The organism is Pseudomonas sp. NPDC085632 (assembly GCF_044541255.1).
Taxonomy (GTDB): Bacteria; Pseudomonadota; Gammaproteobacteria; order Pseudomonadales; family Pseudomonadaceae; genus Aquipseudomonas.
The window spans coordinates 153,129-174,937 of the sequence record NZ_JBITSX010000002.1; the positions used below are offsets into that span (position 1 = coordinate 153,129).

The window sequence follows — 21,809 nt, forward strand, 5'->3', positions numbered from 1 at the left end:
CTTGGCAGGATCCGCAACCCCCAACCGCGTAAAGGTATCGGGGCTATTTCTCTTCTGGCACTCGCACCCTTGGGCACTTTGCGCAAGAATGACGACCATTCACACCAGCCTATGGAAGTCCCCATGAATGTAATCACCACCGACCTGCCCGGTGTTCTGATCATCGAACCGAAGGTGTTTGGTGACGAGCGCGGTTTTTTCTACGAGAGCTTCAATGCCAAGGCGTTCCAGGACGCCACCGGTCTGGACACTCAATTCGTCCAGGACAACCACTCGCGCTCGCAAAAAGGCGTGTTGCGTGGTCTGCATTACCAACTCGAAAACACCCAGGGCAAACTGGTCCGCGTAACCGTCGGCGAAGTATTGGACGTGGCCGTGGACATTCGCCGCAGCTCGCCGCACTTCGGCAAATCGGTGGCGGTGCGTCTGTCGGCGGAAAACCATCGTCAACTGTGGGTGCCGGAAGGTTTCGCCCATGGTTTCGTGGTGCTGAGCGAGTTCGCCGAATTCCTCTACAAGACCACCAACTACTACGACCCATCGTCCGAGCGCAGCATTCGTTGGGATGACCCCGCTCTGGGCATCGACTGGCAGCTCGATGAAGCACCGAAGCTGTCCGCCAAGGATCAAGCCGCAGCGCTGCTCAAGGACGCTGACGTCTTCGCCTGAGGCCGGGCATAATGCGCCTGTCCCTACAGGCGCATCCGGCTCATGAAACCAACCCTTCCCCGCAGACCTCGCTGGCGCAGCCTCGCGCTGCTGGCCCTGTGTCTGGCGCCGCTGTTGTGGCCGCTGGAACATCTTGCCGAGCGCTATTACCGCAGCGAACTGGCCGGCCAGAACCGCCAGACCCTCGACCTGTACGTCGCCAACCTGCTGGGCACCCTGCACCGCTACGAAGTGTTGCCGCAAATCCTCGGCGATCTGCCGGCGCTGCGTGCAGTACTGGGTGCGCCTGACGACGGCGTCACCCAAGGCAATGCCAATCGCCTGCTGAAGAACATTGCCGCGCAGACCGGCGCCGAAGTCATGTACCTGATGGACATCAGCGGCCAGACGCTGGCAGCGTCGAACTGGGACAAGCACGACAGTTTTGTCGGCCGCAATTTCTCGTTCCGGCCGTATTTCAGTGAAGCCATGGCCGGTCGTCTCGGGCGCTTCTTCGGTCTCGGCACCACCTCGGCCAAGCGCGGTTACTTCTTCGCCGCCGCCGTGCGCAACGGCGAAAAAATCATCGGTGTACTGGTGATCAAGGTCGACCTCGACCACACCGAAAGCCTATGGGGCAAAACCCCGGAACAACTGCTGGTGACCGACCACAACGGCGTGGTCATCCTCACCTCGCGCCCGGAATGGCGCTTTCGCTCGACCCGTGACTTGAGCGACAGCGAACGTTCGGCGATCACCGCCATCCAGCCCTATCCGACCCGTGAACCGCGCCCATTGAGCCTCAGCCCCAGCGCGTGGCTGATCCAGACCCACGACATCGCCGAAACCGGCTGGAGCGTGAGTATCCTTGCCCCGCGTACGCTGATCGACCGCCCGGTGCGCACCGTCGTCGCCATCGGCGGCGCCACGCTGCTGGTGGTAATGCTGTTGCTTGGCCTGATGATGCAGCGTCGCCGGCATTATCTGGAGCGCATCGCGTTCGAGGCCAAGGCACGCCGCGAACTGGAGGGCCGCGTGGCGGAACGCACCAGCGACCTCGAAGGCCTCAACCGGCGTTTGAAGGAAGAAGTGCTGGAGCGTGAACAGGCTCAGCAGGAACTGGTGCGCGCCCAGGATGACTTGGTACAGGCCGGTAAATTGTCGGCGCTGGGAACCATGTCAGCGAGCATCAGCCACGAACTCAATCAGCCGCTGGCAGCGATCCGCAGCTACGCGGAAAACGCCGAAGTGCTGCTCGATCATCAGCGCACCGACGACGCTCGCGGCAACCTCAAACTGATCAGCGAACTGACCGGGCGCATGGCCTCGATCATCGCCCACCTGCGCGCCTTTGCCCGCCGTGATCGCCATGCGCCGGAAAGCGTTGCCCTGCAACCGGCCCTCGACGATGCACTGGCCTTGCTCGCCAAACGGCGCCGCAGCATGGAGGTTGAGCTGATTCGCGATCTGCCGGCCGCCACGCTGTGGGTCGAGGCCGGGGAAACGCGTCTGCGCCAGGTGCTTGGCAATCTGCTGGCCAACGCCCTCGACGCGCTCACCGAAAAAGGCCCGCCGCGCAAACTGTGGCTGAGTGCCGAATCCACCACCGAGGGCGTCAATCTGTACATTCGCGACAACGGCCCTGGGTTCTGTATGGAAGCCCTCGGCCGCGCCAGCGAGCCCTTTTACACCACCAAGACCCGCACTCAGGGTCTGGGGCTGGGGCTAGCCATTTGTGAAACGCTGATGCGCGCCTTCGGCGGTGAGCTGTCGTTCGCCAACCACAAGCAAGGTGGCGCCTTGATTACCCTGCGGCTGCGCGCCGGTGCGCCCGGGGTCAGCCTGCAACCGTCCGAGGATCGAAGTGCATGACCATCGACAATCGTATTCAGGTGGTGTTGATCGACGACGATCCGCACCTGCGTCAGGCTCTCGGCCAGACACTGGATCTGGCCGGTCTGAAAATCTTGCCGCTGTCCGAAGCCAAGGGGCTGGCCGCACAGCTTGAACGCGACTGGCCGGGCGTGGTGGTGAGCGATATTCGCATGCCGGGTATGGACGGTCTGGAATTGCTCAGCGAATTGCACGCGCAGGATCCGGAGCTGCCGGTGTTGCTGATCACCGGCCACGGCGATGTACCGCTGGCGGTGCAGGCCATGCGTGCCGGCGCTTATGACTTTCTCGAAAAACCTTTCGCCAGCGATGCGCTGCTCGACAGCGTGCGCCGCGCCCTCGCCTTGCGCCGACTGGTGCTGGACAACCGCAGCCTGCGCCTGGCCCTCAGCGACCGCAATGAATTGAGTGCGCGACTGGTTGGCCATTCGACGCCGATGCTGCGTCTGCGCGAACAGATCGGCGCGCTGGCCGCGACCAAGGCTGACGTGCTGATCCTCGGCGAAACCGGCGCCGGCAAAGAAGTGGTCGCCCGCGCTCTGCACGATTTGTCGAGCCGCCGTAACGGCCCGTTCGTGGCGATCAACGCCGGCGCACTGGCCGAGTCGGTGGTGGAAAGCGAACTGTTCGGCCACGAACCCGGCGCGTTCACCGGCGCGCAGAAACGCCGCATAGGCAAATTCGAATTCGCCAATGGCGGTACGCTGTTTCTCGATGAAATCGAAAGCATGAGCATGGACGTGCAAGTGAAGTTGCTGCGCATGCTGCAGGAGCGCGTGGTCGAGCGTCTGGGCGGCAATCAACTGATCCCGCTGGACATCCGCGTGATTGCCGCGACCAAGGAAGACCTGCGTCAGGCCGCCGATCAGGGCCGCTTCCGCGCCGACTTGTATTACCGCCTCAACGTCGCACCGCTGCGCATTCCGCCACTGCGTGAGCGTGGCGAAGATGCGTTGGTGCTGTTCCAGCATTACGCCGATGAAGCCAGCGCCCGCCACGGTTTGCCGCCCCACGAGTTACAACCGGCACAACGCGCCTTGCTGCTGCGTCACACCTGGCCGGGCAACGTGCGCGAACTGCAGAATGCCGCCGAACGTTTCGCCCTCGGCCTGGAACTGGCGCTGGATAACGGTGACGCCGAAAGCGCTGGCAGTACCACGGTCGAAGTCATCAATGGGGGGCTCAGCGAGCAAGTGGAAAGCTTTGAAAAATCGTTGATCGCGGCCGAATTGGCGCGTTCCCACAGTTCAGTGCGTAGCCTCGCCGAAGCCTTGGGCGTCCCGCGCAAGACCCTGCATGACAAATTGCGCAAGCATGGCCTCAACTTTGGCGACAGCAGCCATGGGGACGAGAACGAATGATCAGCCACAGCGCCTATCTTGAGTCGGTTTTGCATCACGACATCCCGCTGACCCGAGACATGGGCCTAAAAGTGCTCGACTGGCATGAACAGCAACTGAGTCTGTATCTGCCACTCGACCCGAACGTCAATCACAAGAGCACCATGTTTGGCGGTAGCCTTTACTGTGGCGCGGTGCTGGCCGGGTGGGGCTGGCTGCATTTGCGCTTGAAGGAAGAAGGTATCACCGACGGGCACATTGTGATTCAGGAGGGGCAGATCAGTTACCCGCTGCCAGTTACTGGCGATGCCACGGCGATTTGCCCGGCGCCTGATGTGGCGGTGTGGAAGAGGTTTCTGGCGATGTATCGGCGTTATGGGCGGGCGCGGTTGATGCTACAAACGCGCATCGTCAATCAGGGCAGCGAAGAAGATGCAGTGACATTTACCGGGCAGTACGTTTTGCACCGCTGAAGATCAAAAGCCCCTCATCGGAACGCCGCCCGCCTAACCCTCTCCCAGAGGGAGAGGGAACTGATTGGGGGATGCTTCAGAAGTACATCGACCTGAAGGCGCTTTGCCGAATCCACAATCGACCCAATCTTTCAGGTCGATGTGAGACGCAAGACAACTCGATCGGCTCCCTCTCCTGGGGGAGAGGGCTGGGGTGAGGGGGATTTCGGATCAGCCCATTTAACCCCGAGCCAACTCCAACAATTGCGAACGCCAGGCTGCCTTCGCCGGCAACGCCAAGAAGAACTCATTGCGCAGCGATTCCCGCGCTGGATAGCAGAACGCATCCCCGCGCAGATCCAGCACCTCACCACCCGCCCCTTCGAGCACACCCTGCGCCGCCGCCGTGTCCCACTGCGAGGTCGGCGCCAGTCGCGGATAGCAATCCGCCGCGCCTTCCGCCACCAGGCAAAATTTCAGCGAGCTGCCAATATTGGCCAACTGCAGTTCACCGAGGCTGGCACTCAAACCTGCCAGCAAACGCTCTTGCTCGGGGCTGGAGTGTCGACGACTGGCGACCACGGTGAACGCTTCACCCGGCCCGGGCACATCACGCACCTGAATCGAAACCGGCGTGCCGCCCTGGTCGCAACGCCATGCCCCAAGCCCGGCGCCGCCGATGTAGAAGCGACCGTTGGTCGGCATCGACACCACGCCAAATACTACTCGACCGTTTTCGATCAGCGCGATGTTGACGGTGAACTCTTCACTGCCGCTGATGAATTCCTTGGTGCCATCCAACGGATCCACCAACCACCAGCGCTGCCAGCCGGCGCGTACGCTCTGGGGGATGTTGGCGTCTTCTTCCGATAACACCGGAATGCTCGGATCAAGCGTCGTCAGCCCGGCAAGGATCAGATGGTGCGCGGCCAGATCCGCCGCCGTCACCGGCGAATCATCGGACTTGGCCGTGACCTCAACGCCAGAACGCCAGAACGGCAAAATCGCCTCGCCGGCCTGCAATGCCAGCGCAACCACTGGCGCCATCAACGGGTGGGGAAAATTCATCGACACTTCACTCATGCTGGGAAGAATCCGCGTTGGGTCAGCAGATCGCGGGTCAAATACAGGGCGGCCAGGGCACGACCTTCGGAAAATTGCGGATTGAGCGCCAGCGACGACAGTTCGCGCAGGTTCACTTTATCGACACGCATCGGCTCAGGCTCATCACCTTCCAGACGTTCTTCGTACAAATCAGTGGCCAGGACAACCTGAATTTTCTGGCTCATGTAACCGGGCGACAGCGACAGCTCGGTCAGATGCTCCAGTTGCCGCGCGCCAAAACCGGCCTCTTCCTTGAGTTCACGTTCGGCCGCTGCCAACACATCCTCGCCCGGTTCGATCAAACCTTTGGGCAGGGACAACTCGTATTCGTCAGTGCCGCCGCAATACTCTTCGACCAACACCGCATGTTCGGCATCCAGCATCGCCACGATCATCACCGCGCCGTAGCCCGCACCTTTGCCGACCAGACGCTCGTAAGTGCGTTCCACGCCGTTGGAAAAGCGCAGCTTGAGTTCTTCGACGCAAAACAGACGGCTGGTGGCGACGATCTCGCGGGCAAGTACGGTGGGTTTCTGGCGCATGCAAAGCTCCTTGGCGTGAACGCGCTACTATAACGCGGCTTTCCCGATTGTTTATGTCGGATATCTTTCTACCGTTCGAGACGTTGCCATGCCTTCATTACCGTGGTCCGACATCGATACCGTTCTGCTCGACATGGACGGCACGCTGCTGGATCTGCACTTCGACAATCATTTCTGGCTGGAACACCTGCCCCAGCGCTACGCCGAACTGCACGGGGTCAGCCGGGCCATGGCCGAGATGGAATTGCAGCCGTTGTTCGAACGCCACGCCGGCCAGTTGCAGTGGTACTGCCTGGATTTCTGGAGTGCCGAGTTGAAGTTGTCGGTGCGTGAATTGAAGCTGGAAACTGCGCATCTGATTGCACTGCGGCCGGATGCCGATACCTTTCTGGAGGCGATCAAACGCGCCGGTAAACGGGTGATCATGATCACCAACGCGCACCGCGACTCACTGTCGCTGAAGCTTGAGCGGATCGAACTGGCGCCGTATTTTGAACGGCTGATCAGCTCGCATGATTACGGTTATCCCAAGGAAAATCCGCAGTTCTGGGATGCCTTGCAGGCGGACATCGGCTTTGATCCGGCGCGCAGTCTGTTTATCGACGATACCTTGCCGATTCTGCGCAGTGCGCGGGATTTTGGTGTGGCGCATTTGCTGGCGGTGAAAGAGCCGGACAGCCGCAAGGGGCCGAAGGACACGGCTGAGTTTGCGGCGGTTGAGGATTATCGGGATCTGATTGGCGGTCTCTGAAACCGGATTGCCCCTATCGCCAGCAGGCTGGCGATAGCGGTTTCGATTTTTATTCAGGGATACGCAGTACCTGCCCCGGATAAATTTTGTCCGGGTGTTTGAGCTGAGGCTTGTTCGCCTCGAAAATCTTGTTGTACTTGTTGGCATCGCCATAAACGCGCTTGGAAATCGCGCTGAGGGTATCGCCCTTCTCTACCGTGACAAATTTCGCCGCTGTGGCCGCAGCGCCGGTCACGGTGATCTGATCATCTACACCGCTCACGCCAGCAACGTTGCCCAGCGCCAAGAGAATCTTTTCTTTCTCTTCCTGGCTGGCGGCTTCACCAGTGGCGATGACTTTTTCGCCTTCGACTTTCACCTGAATTTTCGAGGTATCAATCCCCGAAAGCGCGTCCTGCACGTGCTTGGTCAGCGCCTCACCATTGGCCTCGGCCTTGTCAGGCGTCAGTGCGTCGAGGATTTTCTCACCGGCTTCTTTGATAAAGCTGAATAGGCTCATCGTCTTCTCTCCATGGAATAAAGGTTCAGTCGTCCAAGCCTAGACCACGACAGACAAACCCGGTTCCAAGCCGACCAATGACCCTGCCACCGCGCAAGCGGTAGAATCGCCCACCCTTGCCAGCGCCCGGAGCGAAGATGGACATCAAGCAACTGAAATTCCTCATCGCCCTCGACGAAACTCGCCACTTCGGCCAGGCCGCCGCGCGTTGCCATATCACCCAGCCAACCCTGTCGATGCGCCTGCGCAGTCTTGAAGAAGAACTCGACCTGCCACTGGTCAACCGTGGCCAGCGTTTCGAAGGTTTCACCGCGCCGGGCGAGCGCGTGCTGGCGTGGGCTCGTTCGGTGATGGCGGCGTATGACGGTTTGCACGCGGAAGCGGCGGCGTGTCGCGGCAACCTCATCGGTACGCTGCGACTGGGCGTGGTGCCGTTGTCGAGTTTCGATCCGCTGCCATTGATGCAACGCCTGCACGCCGCACACCCGGATCTGCGTTTCGAAATGTCGGCGCTGAGTTCCGAACAGATCCTCGAACACCTCGCGAACAATCGTATAGACCTCGGCGTGTCCTACCTTGATCGTCTGGACCACGAACGCTTCGAATCACTGACCTTCAACGAAACCCGCATGGGCCTGCTCTACGATCAGCGCACCTTCACCTTCGGCGAGGCCCCCTTGAGCTGGCAATCGCTGATCGAACTGCCGTTGGGCATGCTCACCAGCGGCATGCATTTTCGCCAGTCCATCGACCATAACTTCCACAGCCGTGGCCTGACCCCGCAACCGTTGCTGCAAACCGACGCGGTGCATCAATTGTTACAAGCCGTACACGGCGGGTTCTGCTGCGCGATCATGCCGCTGGACGGCGGCCTGGAAAAACTCACCGATCACCTGCGCCTGCAACCGATCGAAGACGCCCAGACCCTCGCCCCGCTGGGCCTGATCATGCGGCGCGGAGCGCCCCGCTCAGCGCTGGCAGAGGCCTGTTTCGCTCTGTATCGGGTATCACCAACAGCCTCTTGATCGACGGCATCTATCGATAGATCGACAGTAGCGATTAGACGCGACAAGTTGCCGCGCCTAGTCTTAACGTTGATCAAACCGTCGGTGATGCCATGAACGCCAAGCGCCCAGCCTGCGCGGCGCCTGCACTTGAAACGCCCGCGCCTGCCGCCAGTCAGACCTACAGTTACAGCGATTTGCCCCGCGAGGAATCGGCCAGCACCGCGCTGGCCGAGGAAGTCGCGTTGGCGATCGCCTACAACGGCATCAGCCAGGCGGTGATGCTGGTGACACCGACCGACCTTGAAGATTTCATCGTCGGCTTCAGCCTCGGCAGCGGCATCATCGAAGACGCCACCGATATCTACGACCTGCAACTGACAGGGGCCGGCTCAGCGCAATACGCGCAAGTAACCATCGCCAATCGAGCGTTCTGGAACCTCAAGCAACAACGTCGACAAATGGCCGGCACCAGCGGTTGCGGCTTGTGTGGCGTTGAAGCAGTTGAGCAGGCACTGCCCGATCTCAAAGTTCTGCCCGGCGCGCCGCTGCCACCGATCGAATGGCTCGACGGACTGCGCCAGCGCATCGGGGCTTTTCAGCCGCTCGGTCAACATTGCGGCGCGGTACACGCGGCGGTGTTCATGAACGCCAGCGGCGAATTGCTGCTCGGCCGCGAAGACATCGGCCGGCACAACGCCCTCGACAAACTGATCGGTGGACTGATCCGCCAGAAGATATCCACAGAAGGCGGCTTGGCGATTGTCACCAGCCGTTGCAGTCTCGAATTGATCCAGAAAGTCTTGCGTGCCGGCATCCAGACGCTGGTCAGCCTGTCCGCGCCCACCGGCCTTGCCGTGCAATGGGCCCGTCGACACAACCTCAATCTCATCCACCTGCCGCAGAAAAGTGCGCCGCGGGTGTACAGCCCCGCGATGGAGAATCAAGCGTGAGCCAACATCATCAAGCCGACCAGAAACCTGTCCCGCGCTACAAGCCTTACAAAGGCGCTGCCGGCGGCTGGGGTGCCCTGATCAGTGTGGCTCAGGCCTGGTTGACCAGCGACAACGCGCTGAAAAACCTGCGCATGATGCTCAAGACCAACCAGAACGGCGGTTTCGACTGCCCGGGCTGCGCTTGGGGCGATTCGCCGGAAAGCGGCATGGTCAAGTTCTGCGAGAACGGCGCCAAAGCGGTGAACTGGGAAGCGACCAAGCGCCGCGTGGATGCCAAGTTCTTCGCCAAACACAGCGTCACTTCGCTGCTGGAGCAGAGCGATTACTGGCTCGAGTATCAGGGTCGACTGACCGAGCCGATGGTCTACGACGCCGAAACTGATCGCTACAAGCCGATCAGCTGGGACGACGCCTACACGCTGATCGCCAAACACCTGCAAAGCCTGCCGAGCCCGGATCTGGCCGAGTTCTACACCTCGGGTCGCGCCAGCAACGAAGCGGCGTATCTGTATCAGCTGTTCGTGCGCGCCTACGGCACCAACAACTTCCCTGACTGCTCGAACATGTGCCACGAGGCCAGCGGCGTCGCCTTGGCGCAAAGCGTTGGCGTCGGTAAAGGCACCGTGACCTTCGACGATTTCGAACACGCCGACGCGATTTTCGTCTGGGGCCAGAACCCGGGCACCAACCACCCGCGCATGCTCGAACCGTTGCGTGAAGCGGTGAAGCGCGGCGCGCAAGTCGTGTGCATCAACCCGTTGAAAGAGCGTGGACTGGAGCGTTTCCAGCACCCGCAACACCCGATCGAAATGCTCACCAACGGCGACAAGCCGACTAACACTGCGTATTTCCGTCCGGCCCTCGGCGGCGACATGGCGCTGCTGCGCGGCATGGCCAAGTTCCTCCTGCAGTGGGAGCGCGATGCGCAGAAGGCCGGCGAATCTGCCGTGTTCGATCACGATTTCCTCAATGCCCACAGCGCCAACGTGCTCGAGTACCTGGGCGTGGTCGATGACACGCCGTGGGAACAGATCGTCGAGCAATCCGGCCTGACCCTGGTCGAGATCGAACAAGCCGCGCGCATGTACGCCAAAGGCAAGAATGTGATCATGTGCTGGGCGATGGGCATCACCCAGCATCGCCACTCAGTGCCGACCATCCAGGAAATCGCCAACCTGATGCTGCTGCGCGGCAACATCGGCAAACCCGGCGCCGGCCTGTGCCCGGTGCGCGGCCACAGTAACGTGCAGGGCGACCGCACAATGGGCATCAACGAGCGTCCGCCGGTGGCGTTCCTCGACTCGCTGGAACGCCGCTTCCAGTTCAAGGTGCCGCGCCACAACGGCCACAACGTGGTCGAGGCGATCCACGCGATGGCCGAAGGTCGCGCCAAAGTCTTTATCGGTCTGGGCGGCAACTTCGCCCAGGCAACGCCGGACAGCCCACGCACCTTCGAAGCCCTGAGCAATTGCGACCTGACCGTGCAGATCAGCACCAAACTCAACCGCAGCCACCTGGCGCACGGTAAAGACGCGCTGATCCTGCCGTGCCTCGGCCGGACCGACATCGACATCCAGACCGAAGGCCCGCAAGCGGTCACCGTGGAAGACTCGTTCAGCATGGTGCACGCTTCCAACGGTCAGTTGCAGCCGCTGTCGAATCAGATGCGCTCCGAGCCGTCGATCATCGCCGGCATCGCTGCCGCGACACTGGGCAGCAAACCGGTGGACTGGAACTGGCTGGTGGCCGATTACGGGCGCATCCGCGAACTGATCGCCGACACCATTCCCAACTTCAAAGAGTTCAACGAGAAGATCAAGAACCCGGGCGGTTTCTATCTCGGTAACAGCGCTGGCGCGCGCAAGTGGAACACGCCGTCGGGCCGGGCCAATTTCCGCGCCAACATGCTGCCGAAAGATCTGGTGCACGAACGCACCCGCGCCACCGGGCAATTGCCGGATCTGATCCTGCAATCGATGCGCTCCCATGATCAGTACAACACCACGATTTATGGGCTCGACGACCGCTATCGCGGTGTGAAAGGCCAGCGTGATGTGTTGTTCGCCAACGAGGCCGACATCATTCGTCTGGGCTTCCGTCCGGGGCAGAAGGCGGACATCGTGTCGCTGTGGGACGATGGTCGTGAGCGTCGGGTGAAGGGCTTTACCTTGTTGGCTTTTGATATTCCGGCCGGTCAGGCGGCGGCGTATTACCCGGAAGTGAATCCGCTGGTGCCGTTGGAAAGCACAGGGGATGGCAGCCATACGCCGACATCGAAGTTCATTGCGATTCGCCTGGAAGCGGCGAGTGAGACCGGGTTGATCATGGCCAAGTCGGCTTAACACAAGATCAAAAGATCGCAGCCTTCGGCAGCTCCTACAAGGATCGATGTAGGAGCTGCCGAAGGCTGCGATCTTTTCGCTTTTGCCTTTCGAACGCCCACAAAAAAGGCCGCTTTTTCATAAAAGCGGCCTGTCCGAAGTAGCTAAAGACCGGCGAAAATAGCTTAAGTTCCACATACAAAACAGTAACTTGCGAAATTGTATACAAGTCGTGTTATTCGTCGGATTTCGATTGTCACGCTTGTTACACAGCCTCAGGATCGGCGCCGTCATCCCTTTGAGGCTCCTCTATGAAGTTCTCCTCGATTCTCTTGTTGTCCCTTGGCCTGGTCAGTGGCTTTGCGTCTGCTGGCGGCACCACCGAAGCAGGTGTGGGCGGCGCATTGGGCGGGGTTCTTGGCTCGGTCGTCGGTCAGTCTTTAGGCGGCAATACAGGTTCCACCATCGGCGCAGCCCTGGGCGGCGCGGGTGGTAGTGCGGTTGGTGCCGACAAACGCAGCCGTGGCGAAGCCGCCATCGGTGGTGCGCTGGGCGCAGCCGGCGGTAACGTAGTCGGCCGCAGCATGGGCGGCACCACCGGCAGCCTGATCGGCTCCGCAGCAGGTGGCGGCGCCGGTGGCGCGCTGGGCAACTACATGGGCAACAAGAGCGATGACGACGATCGTCGCTACGACCGTCGTCATGATGATCGTCGCTACTACCGCGACGACCACCGTGGTCGCGGCCATGCGTACGGCCACCGCAAGCATCACAAGTACTATCGCCATCGTTAAGGCGAATGCTTGAATAAAAATCGCAGCCCGAGGGCTGCGATTTTTTTTGCCTTTCTCAAACCGTCAGACGCTCCAGCGCCTCGCGCAACCGGGCCGGGATCGGCACCGGCTGATTGCTCGCCCGATCGACGAACACATGCACGAAGCGCCCCGCCGCACACGCTTCGCTTTCACCGACCTTGAACACCGCCAGTTCATATTGCACCGAACTGTTGCCCAGTTTTCCTACCCGCAGACCGATCTCGATCAGATCCGGGAACGCAATTGACGCGAAATAATCACACGCCGAACTGACCACAAATCCCACCACCGCGCCGTCATGGATATCCAGACCGCCGACCTGAATCAGGTAGGTGTTCACCGCTGTGTCGAAGAAGCTGTAGTAGGTGACGTTGTTGACGTGACCGTAGGCGTCGTTGTCATGCCAGCGCGTGGTGATGGGCTGGAAGTGCGGGTAGTCGGCGCGTTGAAGGGTGGACATGGTTGGGCTGATTCTCCTGTTTTTCAGTGAGGCCGCTTGCCCTCACCCTAGCCCTCTCCCGGAGGGAGAGGGGACTGACCGAGGTGTTCTTTCGGAATACACCGACCTGATCCTTAGAGTCGAACTCCAGTTTTTAAAGTCATGAAGATCGGCTCCCTTTCCCCCTCGCTCCCTTTGGGGGCGGTCCGACGGTTCGGGAGGGCTGGGGTGAGGGGGATCGATTCTGGCGGTGACATCACATTTGAGCAAACCCCTTCCCTTGCGCCGCCAACTCAGCAATCAACCGCGCCGGTTTCCACTGATCGCCCTGGCGCGTCTCCAGCGCCAGCAAGCGCTGATGAATGTCCGCGAGCCCTTGCTGATCCGCCCAGGCCATCGGCCCGCCCTTGTCCGCCGGGAAGCCATAACCGTTCAGATACACCAGATCAATATCGTGCGCCGATTGGGCAATGCCTTCCTGCAAAATCTTCGCGCCCTCGTTGACCAGCGCCAGCAGGCAGCGCTCCAGAATCTCCTCCGGACCGATCTCACGGCGCTGGAAACCCAACCCCTCGCTGACCTGCAACACCAGCGCATCGACCTCGGGATCGTGCTCAGCCTGACGACTGCCCGGCTCGTAATGGTAATAACCGTTGCCGGACTTCTGCCCGAACCGGCCCAACTGGCATAAACGGTTATCCACCTGAACTTCGGGCGCATCCTGGCCCTTGCCGGCCAATTCGCGCGCACGCCACTCTAGATCAATGCCGACCACGTCGTACATGCGAAACGGCCCCATGGCGAAACCGAAACCTTGCAGCGCCGCGTCGACCTGCTGTGGATAAGCGCCCTCAAGCAACATCTTGCGCGCCTCCAGCACATACGGGTGCAACATGCGATTGCCAATAAACCCGTGGCAGTTGCCCGACACCACACTGACCTTGCCCATGCGCTGGCCCAGCGCTAGCGCTGCTTCCAGAGCGGCCGGCGAAGTCTGCGCGCCGCGTACGATCTCCAGCAGTTTCATGATGTGCGCCGGGCTGAAGAAATGCAGGCCGAGCACTTGCTCCGGACGCCTTGTCGCCGCAGCAATCGCATCGATATCAAGCGCCGAGGTATTGCTCGCTAAAAGTACCTCAGGCTTGAGCAAGCCATCCAGCTCACGGAAGATCTTCTGCTTCAGCTCAAGATTTTCGTACACCGCCTCGATCACCAGATCGACATTGCGAATCGCCGCGTAATCCGCCGCCGTACTGACTCGAGCGATACGCGCATCCGCCTCGGCCTGATCAATCCGTCCTTGGCGCACGTTGTGTGCATAGGTTTCGGCGACGGTGACGAGTGCCTGCTCAAGCATCTGTGGATTGTTATCCACCCACTGCACGTTCACACCGGCATTCGCCAGGCACATGACAATGCCACGGCCCATGGTACCCGCGCCGATCACCGCGGCCTGCTGAATATCGAAGGATGTCTGGCTCATGTTGTTCTCTTGTTGGCGATCCAAAGACTGGTCTCACCATAGTCAGCCAACGACAGTTTTTGAAGTTTATTACCGTGATGATCGACATTCAGCGGATGGATGCAGGCGCCCTGACTCCCACAGGATTTATGTTTAATCGAGCAAATGATCGTCAGCCCATTCCCGGACTTCGGCATAGGGATACTCTTCCAGTGCCGCAAACCCGGGAATCGCCCGAGCCTTGAGTTTGGTGAACAACGGCACGCTGATCCCGCACAGAAACCTTGTCAGCCGCTCCGCCGTCGGCAGGATCCCGGTGTGCTGCTCATGCTTGTGGATAAAATCGCCACACAACGCCGCAAAGTTTTTATCCACAAGCGCTGGCAACTCCGGTGGTGCCGGCAACCGCGCAACCTGCCCGTGACACACCGAACAATGCCCACACTGCTCAGGCGCATTGCGATCCCCGAAATACTCGGCCAGGCGATAGCCCAGGCAGCGCTCGCTGGCGAACACTTCAAGCATCGCGTGGATGCGCGCCACTTCGGCCTGCTCATGCCGAGTGAAATAATCGTGCAGTTCAGCGCTCAGGGAATCGCTGTCAAAGTCGCTGTTCAGCAGGCTGTAGACCTCGGTCATCTGCTTGCTTTCCAGCTCGACCCAGCCCTTTTCCTGAAAATAATCCAGCGCCTTCACCACCCGATTGCGCTCGGCGGAATACTGCGAATACATCGCCTCGAAATTCACCGTGGCCCAGGTGCGCGCACGCGCCGAGGTCTGAATGATTGCAGCGACGAAATCCCTGCGTTCACCGTCGAAGCGCTCAAGCAGCGCTTCGGGTTCCAGCAGGTATTTGAATCGGTATTCGGCGTAGTAGGCGTAGCGCGGCGCGATCAAGCCGCGCAGTTCCAGTTGCACCAGCAACGTCTTCAGCGGCAGTGCGCGAATGTTGCTCTGATCCGCCAGTGGACCGAGCAGAAACTCCCACTGCCCTTCCGGCGCCGAGGCCTTTAGTTCATCGAGTACATAGCGAATCCCGTCGCGCTCCGGCGTATCACCGTAGACGAAGTTTTCCAGCACGTTGAGGCTGTCACGATTGGCCAGAACCAGACAGTCCGACGGCTGCCCGTCACGCCCTGCGCGGCCGATTTCCTGGCTGTAGTTTTCGATGGATTTTGGCAGGTCGAAGTGCACCACATTGCGGATGTCGCTCTTGTCGATGCCCATGCCGAAAGCGATCGTCGCGACGATGCAATTGGACTGCCCGGCCATGAAGCGTTTCTGAATCGCTTCGCGTTTGTCGTGGGCCAAGCCAGCGTGATAAGCCTCGGCCTGAAGGCCATTGCGCTCAAGGTGTTCGGCGATGTGCTCGGCGGTTTTCTGCAAAGTCACGTAGACGATGCTCGGCTGCCCCGGCCGCTCGGCCATCCACTCCACCAGCCGCCGGCGCTTGTCCTGGCCACGTACCGGCTCCACCAGCAGATTGAGGTTGGGCCGATAGAAACCGGTGGTCACCACATCAGCGGCGGCGATCGCGAATTTAGCCTGCATGTCGGCGATGACTTTCGGTGTTGCCGTAGCGGTCAGCAGCAAGGTTTGCGGGATATTGAACTGACGTTGATAGTCCGGCAGCTTGAGATAATCGGGCCGGAAGTTGTGGCCCCATTCCGAGATGCAATGCGCCTCGTCCACCACCAATAGCGAGATCGGCACCTGCTGCAAAAAGTTGCGAAAACGCTCGTTTTTCAAGCGTTCCACCGAGATCATCAGAATCTTGAGTTCACCCGAACGGGCGCGGGCCATCACGTCATTGGCATCATCGCGGCTCTGCGCCGAATCGATGCTGCCCGCCGAGATGCCATGACGCTGCAAGAAGGCCAACTGATCCTGCATCAGCGCCAGTAACGGCGAGACCACCAACGTCAGGTGCGGCAGCATCAGCGCCGGCAATTGGTAACAAATTGACTTGCCGGAACCGGTGGGAAAAATCGCCGCCGCCGAGCGCCCGGCCAGCACCGCGCTGATCGCGGTTTCTTGCCCGGGTCGAAACTGTGGAAAACCAAAAACCTGTTCCAGGGTGTTGTGCATTTCGCTGTCACTCCATTGACTGCTGCCATGCCAACAGCCTAGCGGGCGATCGCAGCGAGTCGAGAAAAGGTCGGGGCCAAATCGATTCGGAATGATACAGCGATTACTTGAACGCCACGGCCCCTGTGGGAGCGAGCTTGCTCGCGAAGAGGCCTGCCGCCACACCGCGAAGTTTAAAAATCAGGGACGCAACACTGCCACCCGCAACTGCTCATTCAGCATCTGCTCATGCACACCATGGCTCTTGCTCGCCCACAGCGCATGGGCTGGGCTGATGTCGCCAGTGAACGCTGCCGCCAACTGACGCAGATCAGCGACGCTGCGCACACGCGGGCAGAACGGTTGTTCATCACAGTTCTGACTGGCGTTGCGATAGGTACTCAGCAACCCCTCCCAGAGACCGTCACGCACGTGGCGAATCGACTTCAACTGCACGTGGGGCACACCGAGCCGCTGCTCAAGCCCCTCCTCATCGAGCGCTTCGCTGGCCAGCAGGGCTTTGGCGAACATCAACACTTCACCGCGCGAAGCCGTGTCCATGCTCGCCTGGCTGATGAGTGCCTCCGGCCAATCAGTACGATCGAGACGATCCAGCACCCATGCATTGCCAACATCAGAGGCCATGGCCAAACGGCAAGTGCTCAGCCCGAGCAGTAAAAGTGCGGCCATTCTTAGCCAGTGCATACCTAATTCCCTTTAAGCGCGTGTCAGACGTTTGGAAACGCCCTACAGATTCTGGCGCGCACGATACAGCGGTTTATCGCGAATCGCCTGACAATCACGTAGGAATTATTACGCCTAAGGGTTTTGGCCTGAAAAAGCTGGGAAAACACGTAGGGCATTTCCTCAAAACACGGAAAAACCCCTACGAATACTGTCCATTGCGGCTGTCTTGTCCCACAGAGAATCGCCCTTCTATAGTGGCCGGCGCGGCTGCAAACACTCTGCCGGCCCGCCCCAGCGCCTTCGAACAGGACATGCCTCACCATGATCAACCGCTATCGCCCCCTCAAGACCTGCTACAGCGAAAAACCCGTACTGCTTATCGACAGCCACTGCAGCCAGACTGACCTGATCAATGCCGCCGATCAGCGTCTGCGCGCAGCCAGTGATTTGCTGGAAACGCTCTACTGCTTATGTTTCAAACAGGCTGACGTGAAAGATATTCCCAACATCGTCAATGCCCTTTATCTGCTGGTGCAGGACGGTTGCGACTTACTTGAAGTTGCCAAACTGAAAACACCGCAAACAACATACAACTAATCCGCATTACAAATGCGGAAACACCACCACACTTTATTTATACATGCAACTGACACTAACTTGTTCGCTCTTACAACTAAACGAGAGCAACACCATGACAGTTTTAACTATATTTTTTTGCGGCACGGGTTCCAACAAGTTCGATACCGCCCATGAAAACTTCTGGGACGGCGAACTGGTTTCCACGCTGGCTGCCAACCATAGCGGCCGTGAGTTCGCCGAATGGATCGTCGTCGACGGCCCCGGCAGCGGCAACCTGCAAGCCGATGACCTGTTCACCAAGACCAAGGAGTACGGCCTCACCGGCACGCTGTTCGGCAAAGGCTGGGAAGAAAACGTACAGCATGCCGTCAATGTCATCAAGGGCAAATGCGACTGGCAGCGTGAGCAACTGACCGAGGCGGAATACAACCGCCTTAAAGCCGCCGGCATTCCTATTGAGGATGTGAAGGTCGAAGGTTCGTGGTTCTGGCGCAAATATAACTACGGTGATCGCAGCGTGACCCAACAGAAGTTACAGGAGCAGATTATCAAGACGTTTCGCAAGGACGCTGTCATTCCCACTCAAGTCAATCTGGTGGGTTGGAGTCGAGGCGGAATAAGTTGCCATATGCTGGCCAATGCGATGTTAAATGATCGAGAGTTGAACAATATCCCGGTGAATATATTTGCCCTTGATCCAGTCCCGGGCATCGGTAACTTCCAGGACGCACGCGTCAAACTCGGCGCCAACGTCAAAGAATATGTCGCCTTCTATGCCCGCGATGAACGCTCCAAAGGATTCAGCTGTGTCATTCCGCAAACCGCCACCGGCACTAAAACCTGCGTGTACCCGATGGCCGGCCGCCACGCGACCATGGCCGGCAACGCCACCGCCGCCGGCGGCGTACCCACCAACAGCGGCGACCTGAAAACGCTGGTTGAACCTGGCCGCATCGTCCGCCACCTCGCCGAAACCTGCCTCAAGCGCTGGGGCGTACAACTGAACAAAACCCTGAATCTGAGCGAAACAGATCTGCTGCGCCTGACGGGCGCCATCGTCGCCGACGAAGCGCGCTACAAGCAGATGCACAGCATTTCCTACACCTACTTCACCGAACTGGATAAAGGTGAGCGCTATGTTTCGCTGGGTAGCAAAGGGGTGCCGTTCTCGGCGGTGAAGGGTTCGATCTACGCGCCGGCAACGGGGCTGACGACGAGCCTGTTAAACGTTGCGGAGTATCGGAATATTGGTTGATGGCGCTGGGGGTGTGAGCGCACGAAAAAACCTACAGCAATGGCCTATTCGCTATTCGTCCAGTTCCTACAAACCTAGACTCCGTTGCCGCCTATCGCGGCTTGGTAAGTCAAATCTATAGTCGTGGCTGTCGCTGCCTAATCAGCGACTCAGGCTTGGTCACCTGATGGAACACACAAACACGTCCGTTGTATGCTGCCGACACTTCAAATGTCTGCATGCTTCATGGTGACTGTGTTCGGGACGCTTTCGAGCGTGCCGGATTGTGTGTTCCTCCGGTTGACCAACCTGAACACAGTTCGCCTCCCATCGCTTGGTCACGGTGGGGATGACACTTCACGACATCTGGAATACACATTATGAAAGCATGGAACCCGCTTACCCCTGATCGCTACCGCCCACTCGAATCCAACCTCACCGATACCAAGCCTCTCCTCATCGACACAGCCGCCAACCCGCAAGACATCCTCGAATGCGCCGTCCAGCGCCTGCGCGCTTCGAGCGACCTGCTTCGCACCCTCTACTGCCTCAGCTTCAAACAAGCCGACGTCGAAGACATCCCCCACATCACCCACGCCCTCTATTTGCTGACGCAGGATGGCTGTGACCTGCTGCAAGTCGCACAGCAGCAGATGCTCAATTGGAAGGCTCCAGTCTGAAATTGAGTGATCGTATCGCTCTTATGCACTCTGTGAGAGCGATCAAAAAAACGGTAATTAAACATGGGAGCAACCATGAGCAAATTCTTTGATGAGCTGATGGAAAGCGTTATCGAAATGGACGAGATCTTACGCAAAAATCATCGCGATTCAGACTCAAATGCTGACACGAGCGTTTTGACGTTTCAGCAAAAGCAGGCCCATTACGACAAGGTTCGCCGGTCAAACTACTTGGCTAGCCTAAGTATTGAAGGTTTTGAAACCACCCCTGCCGATGCTGAAAAGCCACTTTCCTCACGCATGGAGGTTCTCGAAAAGTACCGGCAAAAACCGGGCTGACTCGAGGAAGCGCTTACGTTTAAGTGGCATTATTCTAGCTATACAAACCAAAAACAGATGGAATAATGCCACTTAACTTCTTTTTTTCAGGGATCTTGCGGCAAACAGCGCCCTTCAGCTTAAGTGCTATTATTCTGGCAGTTAAGGTCAAAAAATGAAGGAATACTGCCACCATGGCCAAGAAAACAGCGCCGCTTTTGCCCTCCACTGCTCGACTTCTGGTCGACTTTGGTGAACGCCTGAAGCTGGCTCGCCTGCGCCGAAAATTGACGGCCAAGCAAGTCGCTGAACGATCTGGCATGTCGCTAACAACCTTGCGCCATCTGGAGTCAGGTGGATCAGGCGTAACCATCGGCGCCTATTTGTCGGTCATGCAAGTGCTGGGGCTGGAAAAGGATCTGAATAAACTGGCTGCAGCCGATGAAATGGGTCGCCAATTGCAGGATGCGCAGTTAATGCCTGCAACACGATCCGCAGCGAAAAAGCCCCAGCGAGTACGAGCAGTCAGTGCGGCAAAAAAGGGCGCATCTGAACACGCCGGGACTTCAAACGTTATCGATGCCGCCACTACCACGAAAATTCCTGCTGACTTCCCATTCAACACACACTCACTCTCCAGCCTTTTGAACCAGAAGAAAAAGGCCGGCCCCCCGACAGGTGAAGAATGACGCTGATTGCTGTTTATGCAGACTGGGAATCCTTGAAAGGCGCCAGACGCCTCGGGTTTCTACACGCAAGGAAAACACGCAACACCAACGTGTTCGAATTTGAGTACGACCCGAAAGCGCTGGCCGATCCCGAGTTGAGTTCCATAACTCTAGACCCGCGCATCGGCCCCTTCGAAGGCCGCCAATTCCCCGGCGAACATCAGAGCCGATTTGGCGTCTTTGCAGACTCGAGCCCCGATCGTTGGGGCCAACTGCTGATGAAACGCCGCTTGGAAAGGGACATTCGCGACGGCTTGCTTCCCAGCAACAGCAAGTTGTTCGAATCCGATTACCTGCTTGGCGTGCACGACCTGTTCCGTGTCGGCGCCCTTCGCTACAAACTCAATGACGAAGGCAAATTCCTCGACGACCGCGACGGCGTTGCCGCCCCACCCTTTGTCGAGCTACGCGCGTTAGAGCAGGCAAGTCTCGCCCTGGAAAACGATAGGGACAACACAGCCACCGAGGGCCGCGAATGGCTAAGAATGCTCATCGCACCTGGCGGCTCGCTGGGCGGCGCCAGACCGAAAGCCAGCGTCGTCGACGAGTTCGGCCAACTGTGGATCGCCAAATTCCCAAGTACGAGGGATGACTACGATGTTGGTGGTTGGGAATTTGTAGTAAACGCTTTGGCGGTCAACTGTGGTCTGCGTGTTGCGACCGGCATGGCCCGACGCTACGCAAGCGATCACCACTGCTTCCTGGTGAAGCGTTTCGACCGAACCGCGCGCGGCGGCCGACATCACTTCGCATCAGCCATGACCATGACCAACCGCGTCGACAGCGACGACGCCTCAACCGGCGCCAGCTATCTAGAGTTGGCGGAAGTAATCATGGAACACGGCTCAGACCCCAACACCGACCTCCGTGAACTCTGGTCACGAATTGTCTTCAACATCCTGGTCTCCAACACCGACGACCACCTGCGAAACCATGGCTTTATTCTGGATCCGGGTCGGGGATGGCGATTGTCGGCAGCGTATGACATGAATCCCGTGGCGCATGCGGATGGGTTGAAGCTGAACATCACTGATGCTGACAATGCTTTGGATTTGGAGCTTGCGAGGGAAGTCGCGGGGTATTTTCGAGTTAGCCGTAAAGATGTAGAAAATACTATTGAGAATTTTAAGGAGGTGATAAATCAATGGTCAAAACTAGCGAGTGCCATGAGAATATCTAATCGTGAGCGAGACAATATGTCATCTGCTTTTTTCAGCACCTAATTCAATACCGATGCTTATCCATCATTTGTAGTTCAGTCCTCAAAAATGACTTATGCTCGCCCGAAAA

At 58.9% G+C, this 21,809-nt stretch carries 22 protein-coding genes; 15 read left to right on the forward strand and 7 right to left on the reverse strand.

The window, feature by feature from the left end; genetic code table 11:
• Positions 1-123 precede the first annotated feature (123 nt).
• The 4 genes from rfbC to ACIF4X_RS02605 are packed head-to-tail and all read left to right on the forward strand — an operon-like array spanning position 124 to position 4,354.
• Positions 124-669, forward strand: coding sequence for a dTDP-4-dehydrorhamnose 3,5-epimerase (gene rfbC, locus ACIF4X_RS02590; protein ID WP_277760182.1), 546 nt, complete (start codon positions 124-126; stop codon positions 667-669).
• A 42-nt stretch (positions 670-711) separates the two neighbouring features.
• A complete protein-coding gene (locus ACIF4X_RS02595) occupies positions 712-2,520 on the forward strand; it encodes an ATP-binding protein (protein WP_397480799.1) in 1,809 nt (602 codons plus the stop codon).
• Positions 2,517-3,902, forward strand: a complete 1,386-nt coding sequence (locus ACIF4X_RS02600) for a sigma-54-dependent transcriptional regulator (protein ID WP_397480800.1) — start codon at positions 2,517-2,519, stop codon at positions 3,900-3,902. The genes ACIF4X_RS02595 and ACIF4X_RS02600 overlap by 4 nt, the downstream gene beginning before the upstream one ends.
• A complete protein-coding gene (locus tag ACIF4X_RS02605) occupies positions 3,899-4,354 on the forward strand; it encodes a YiiD C-terminal domain-containing protein (protein WP_397480801.1) in 456 nt (151 codons plus the stop codon). Before ACIF4X_RS02600 ends, ACIF4X_RS02605 begins: the two co-directional genes overlap by 4 nt.
• Before the next feature lie 219 nt (positions 4,355-4,573).
• On the opposite strand, the gene cysQ is transcribed toward ACIF4X_RS02605, so the two are convergent.
• Together cysQ and nudE are read right to left on the reverse strand one after the other, a co-directional pair.
• The gene (gene cysQ, locus ACIF4X_RS02610; protein WP_397480929.1) at positions 4,574-5,401 is read right to left on the reverse strand and encodes a 3'(2'),5'-bisphosphate nucleotidase CysQ; all 828 of its coding nucleotides are present in this window, start codon (positions 5,399-5,401) and stop codon (positions 4,574-4,576) included.
• Positions 5,402-5,412: 11 nt separating this feature from the next.
• On the reverse strand, positions 5,413-5,979 hold the full coding sequence (gene nudE / locus ACIF4X_RS02615; RefSeq protein WP_077570256.1) for an ADP compounds hydrolase NudE: 567 nt from the start codon (positions 5,977-5,979) through the stop codon (positions 5,413-5,415).
• 88 nt (positions 5,980-6,067) lie between these two features.
• Between nudE and yrfG the strand changes: the two genes are divergently transcribed.
• Positions 6,068-6,730, forward strand: coding sequence for a GMP/IMP nucleotidase (gene yrfG, locus ACIF4X_RS02620; protein ID WP_397480802.1), 663 nt, complete (start codon positions 6,068-6,070; stop codon positions 6,728-6,730).
• A 49-nt stretch (positions 6,731-6,779) separates the two neighbouring features.
• On the opposite strand, the gene lysM is transcribed toward yrfG, so the two are convergent.
• Positions 6,780-7,229 (reverse strand): peptidoglycan-binding protein LysM, encoded by a 450-nt coding sequence (gene lysM / locus ACIF4X_RS02625; RefSeq protein ID WP_397480803.1) that lies wholly within the window; start codon positions 7,227-7,229, stop codon positions 6,780-6,782.
• Positions 7,230-7,366: 137 nt separating this feature from the next.
• On the opposite strand from lysM, the gene ACIF4X_RS02630 reads away from it, so the two are divergent.
• The 4 genes from ACIF4X_RS02630 to ACIF4X_RS02645 all read left to right on the forward strand — a co-directional run bounded on the left by ACIF4X_RS02630 (position 7,367) and on the right by ACIF4X_RS02645 (position 12,304).
• A complete protein-coding gene (locus tag ACIF4X_RS02630; RefSeq protein ID WP_397480804.1) occupies positions 7,367-8,254 on the forward strand; it encodes a LysR family transcriptional regulator in 888 nt (295 codons plus the stop codon).
• Between the two features lie 92 nt (positions 8,255-8,346).
• Complete coding sequence (fdhD, locus tag ACIF4X_RS02635; RefSeq protein WP_397480805.1) at positions 8,347-9,186, forward strand: formate dehydrogenase accessory sulfurtransferase FdhD; 840 nt, start codon at positions 8,347-8,349, stop codon at positions 9,184-9,186.
• Positions 9,183-11,531, forward strand: a complete 2,349-nt coding sequence (locus ACIF4X_RS02640; RefSeq protein WP_397480806.1) for an FdhF/YdeP family oxidoreductase — start codon at positions 9,183-9,185, stop codon at positions 11,529-11,531. Before fdhD ends, ACIF4X_RS02640 begins: the two co-directional genes overlap by 4 nt.
• 290 nt (positions 11,532-11,821) lie before the next feature.
• A complete protein-coding gene (locus ACIF4X_RS02645) occupies positions 11,822-12,304 on the forward strand; it encodes a glycine zipper domain-containing protein (RefSeq protein ID WP_016986401.1) in 483 nt (160 codons plus the stop codon).
• Positions 12,305-12,359: 55 nt separating this feature from the next.
• Here the strand turns inward: ACIF4X_RS02645 and ACIF4X_RS02650 are convergent, their stop codons facing one another.
• From ACIF4X_RS02650 to ACIF4X_RS02665, 4 genes are all read right to left on the reverse strand, one after another.
• The gene (locus ACIF4X_RS02650; RefSeq protein WP_397480807.1) at positions 12,360-12,785 is read right to left on the reverse strand and encodes an acyl-CoA thioesterase; all 426 of its coding nucleotides are present in this window, start codon (positions 12,783-12,785) and stop codon (positions 12,360-12,362) included.
• A gap of 235 nt (positions 12,786-13,020) precedes the next feature.
• Positions 13,021-14,247 carry a 3-hydroxyacyl-CoA dehydrogenase NAD-binding domain-containing protein gene (locus tag ACIF4X_RS02655; protein WP_397480808.1) on the reverse strand — a complete coding sequence of 409 codons (1,227 nt, stop codon included), beginning with the start codon at positions 14,245-14,247 and terminating at the stop codon, positions 13,021-13,023.
• A 132-nt stretch (positions 14,248-14,379) separates the two neighbouring features.
• The gene (locus ACIF4X_RS02660; protein WP_397480809.1) at positions 14,380-16,314 is read right to left on the reverse strand and encodes an ATP-dependent DNA helicase RecQ; all 1,935 of its coding nucleotides are present in this window, start codon (positions 16,312-16,314) and stop codon (positions 14,380-14,382) included.
• Positions 16,315-16,494: 180 nt separating this feature from the next.
• Positions 16,495-16,998, reverse strand: coding sequence for a polysaccharide deacetylase (locus tag ACIF4X_RS02665; RefSeq protein ID WP_397480810.1), 504 nt, complete (start codon positions 16,996-16,998; stop codon positions 16,495-16,497).
• Positions 16,999-17,301: 303 nt separating this feature from the next.
• Between ACIF4X_RS02665 and ACIF4X_RS02670 the strand changes: the two genes are divergently transcribed.
• The 6 genes from ACIF4X_RS02670 to ACIF4X_RS02695 all read left to right on the forward strand — a co-directional run bounded on the left by ACIF4X_RS02670 (position 17,302) and on the right by ACIF4X_RS02695 (position 21,742).
• Positions 17,302-17,577: a hypothetical protein gene (locus ACIF4X_RS02670; RefSeq protein WP_397480811.1), complete on the forward strand. Its 276-nt coding sequence runs from the start codon at positions 17,302-17,304 to the stop codon at positions 17,575-17,577.
• A 94-nt stretch (positions 17,578-17,671) separates the two neighbouring features.
• The gene (locus ACIF4X_RS02675) at positions 17,672-18,814 is read left to right on the forward strand and encodes a hypothetical protein (protein ID WP_397480812.1); all 1,143 of its coding nucleotides are present in this window, start codon (positions 17,672-17,674) and stop codon (positions 18,812-18,814) included.
• A gap of 359 nt (positions 18,815-19,173) precedes the next feature.
• On the forward strand, positions 19,174-19,473 hold the full coding sequence (locus tag ACIF4X_RS02680; RefSeq protein ID WP_397480813.1) for a hypothetical protein: 300 nt from the start codon (positions 19,174-19,176) through the stop codon (positions 19,471-19,473).
• A gap of 177 nt (positions 19,474-19,650) precedes the next feature.
• The gene (locus ACIF4X_RS02685) at positions 19,651-19,812 is read left to right on the forward strand and encodes a YhfG family protein (RefSeq protein ID WP_230669414.1); all 162 of its coding nucleotides are present in this window, start codon (positions 19,651-19,653) and stop codon (positions 19,810-19,812) included.
• A gap of 173 nt (positions 19,813-19,985) precedes the next feature.
• Entirely contained in the window at positions 19,986-20,480 is a 495-nt protein-coding gene (locus tag ACIF4X_RS02690; RefSeq protein WP_397480814.1) for a helix-turn-helix domain-containing protein, read from the forward strand.
• On the forward strand, positions 20,477-21,742 hold the full coding sequence (locus ACIF4X_RS02695) for a type II toxin-antitoxin system HipA family toxin (protein WP_397480815.1): 1,266 nt from the start codon (positions 20,477-20,479) through the stop codon (positions 21,740-21,742). The genes ACIF4X_RS02690 and ACIF4X_RS02695 overlap by 4 nt, the downstream gene beginning before the upstream one ends.
• Positions 21,743-21,809: the final 67 nt, after the last annotated feature.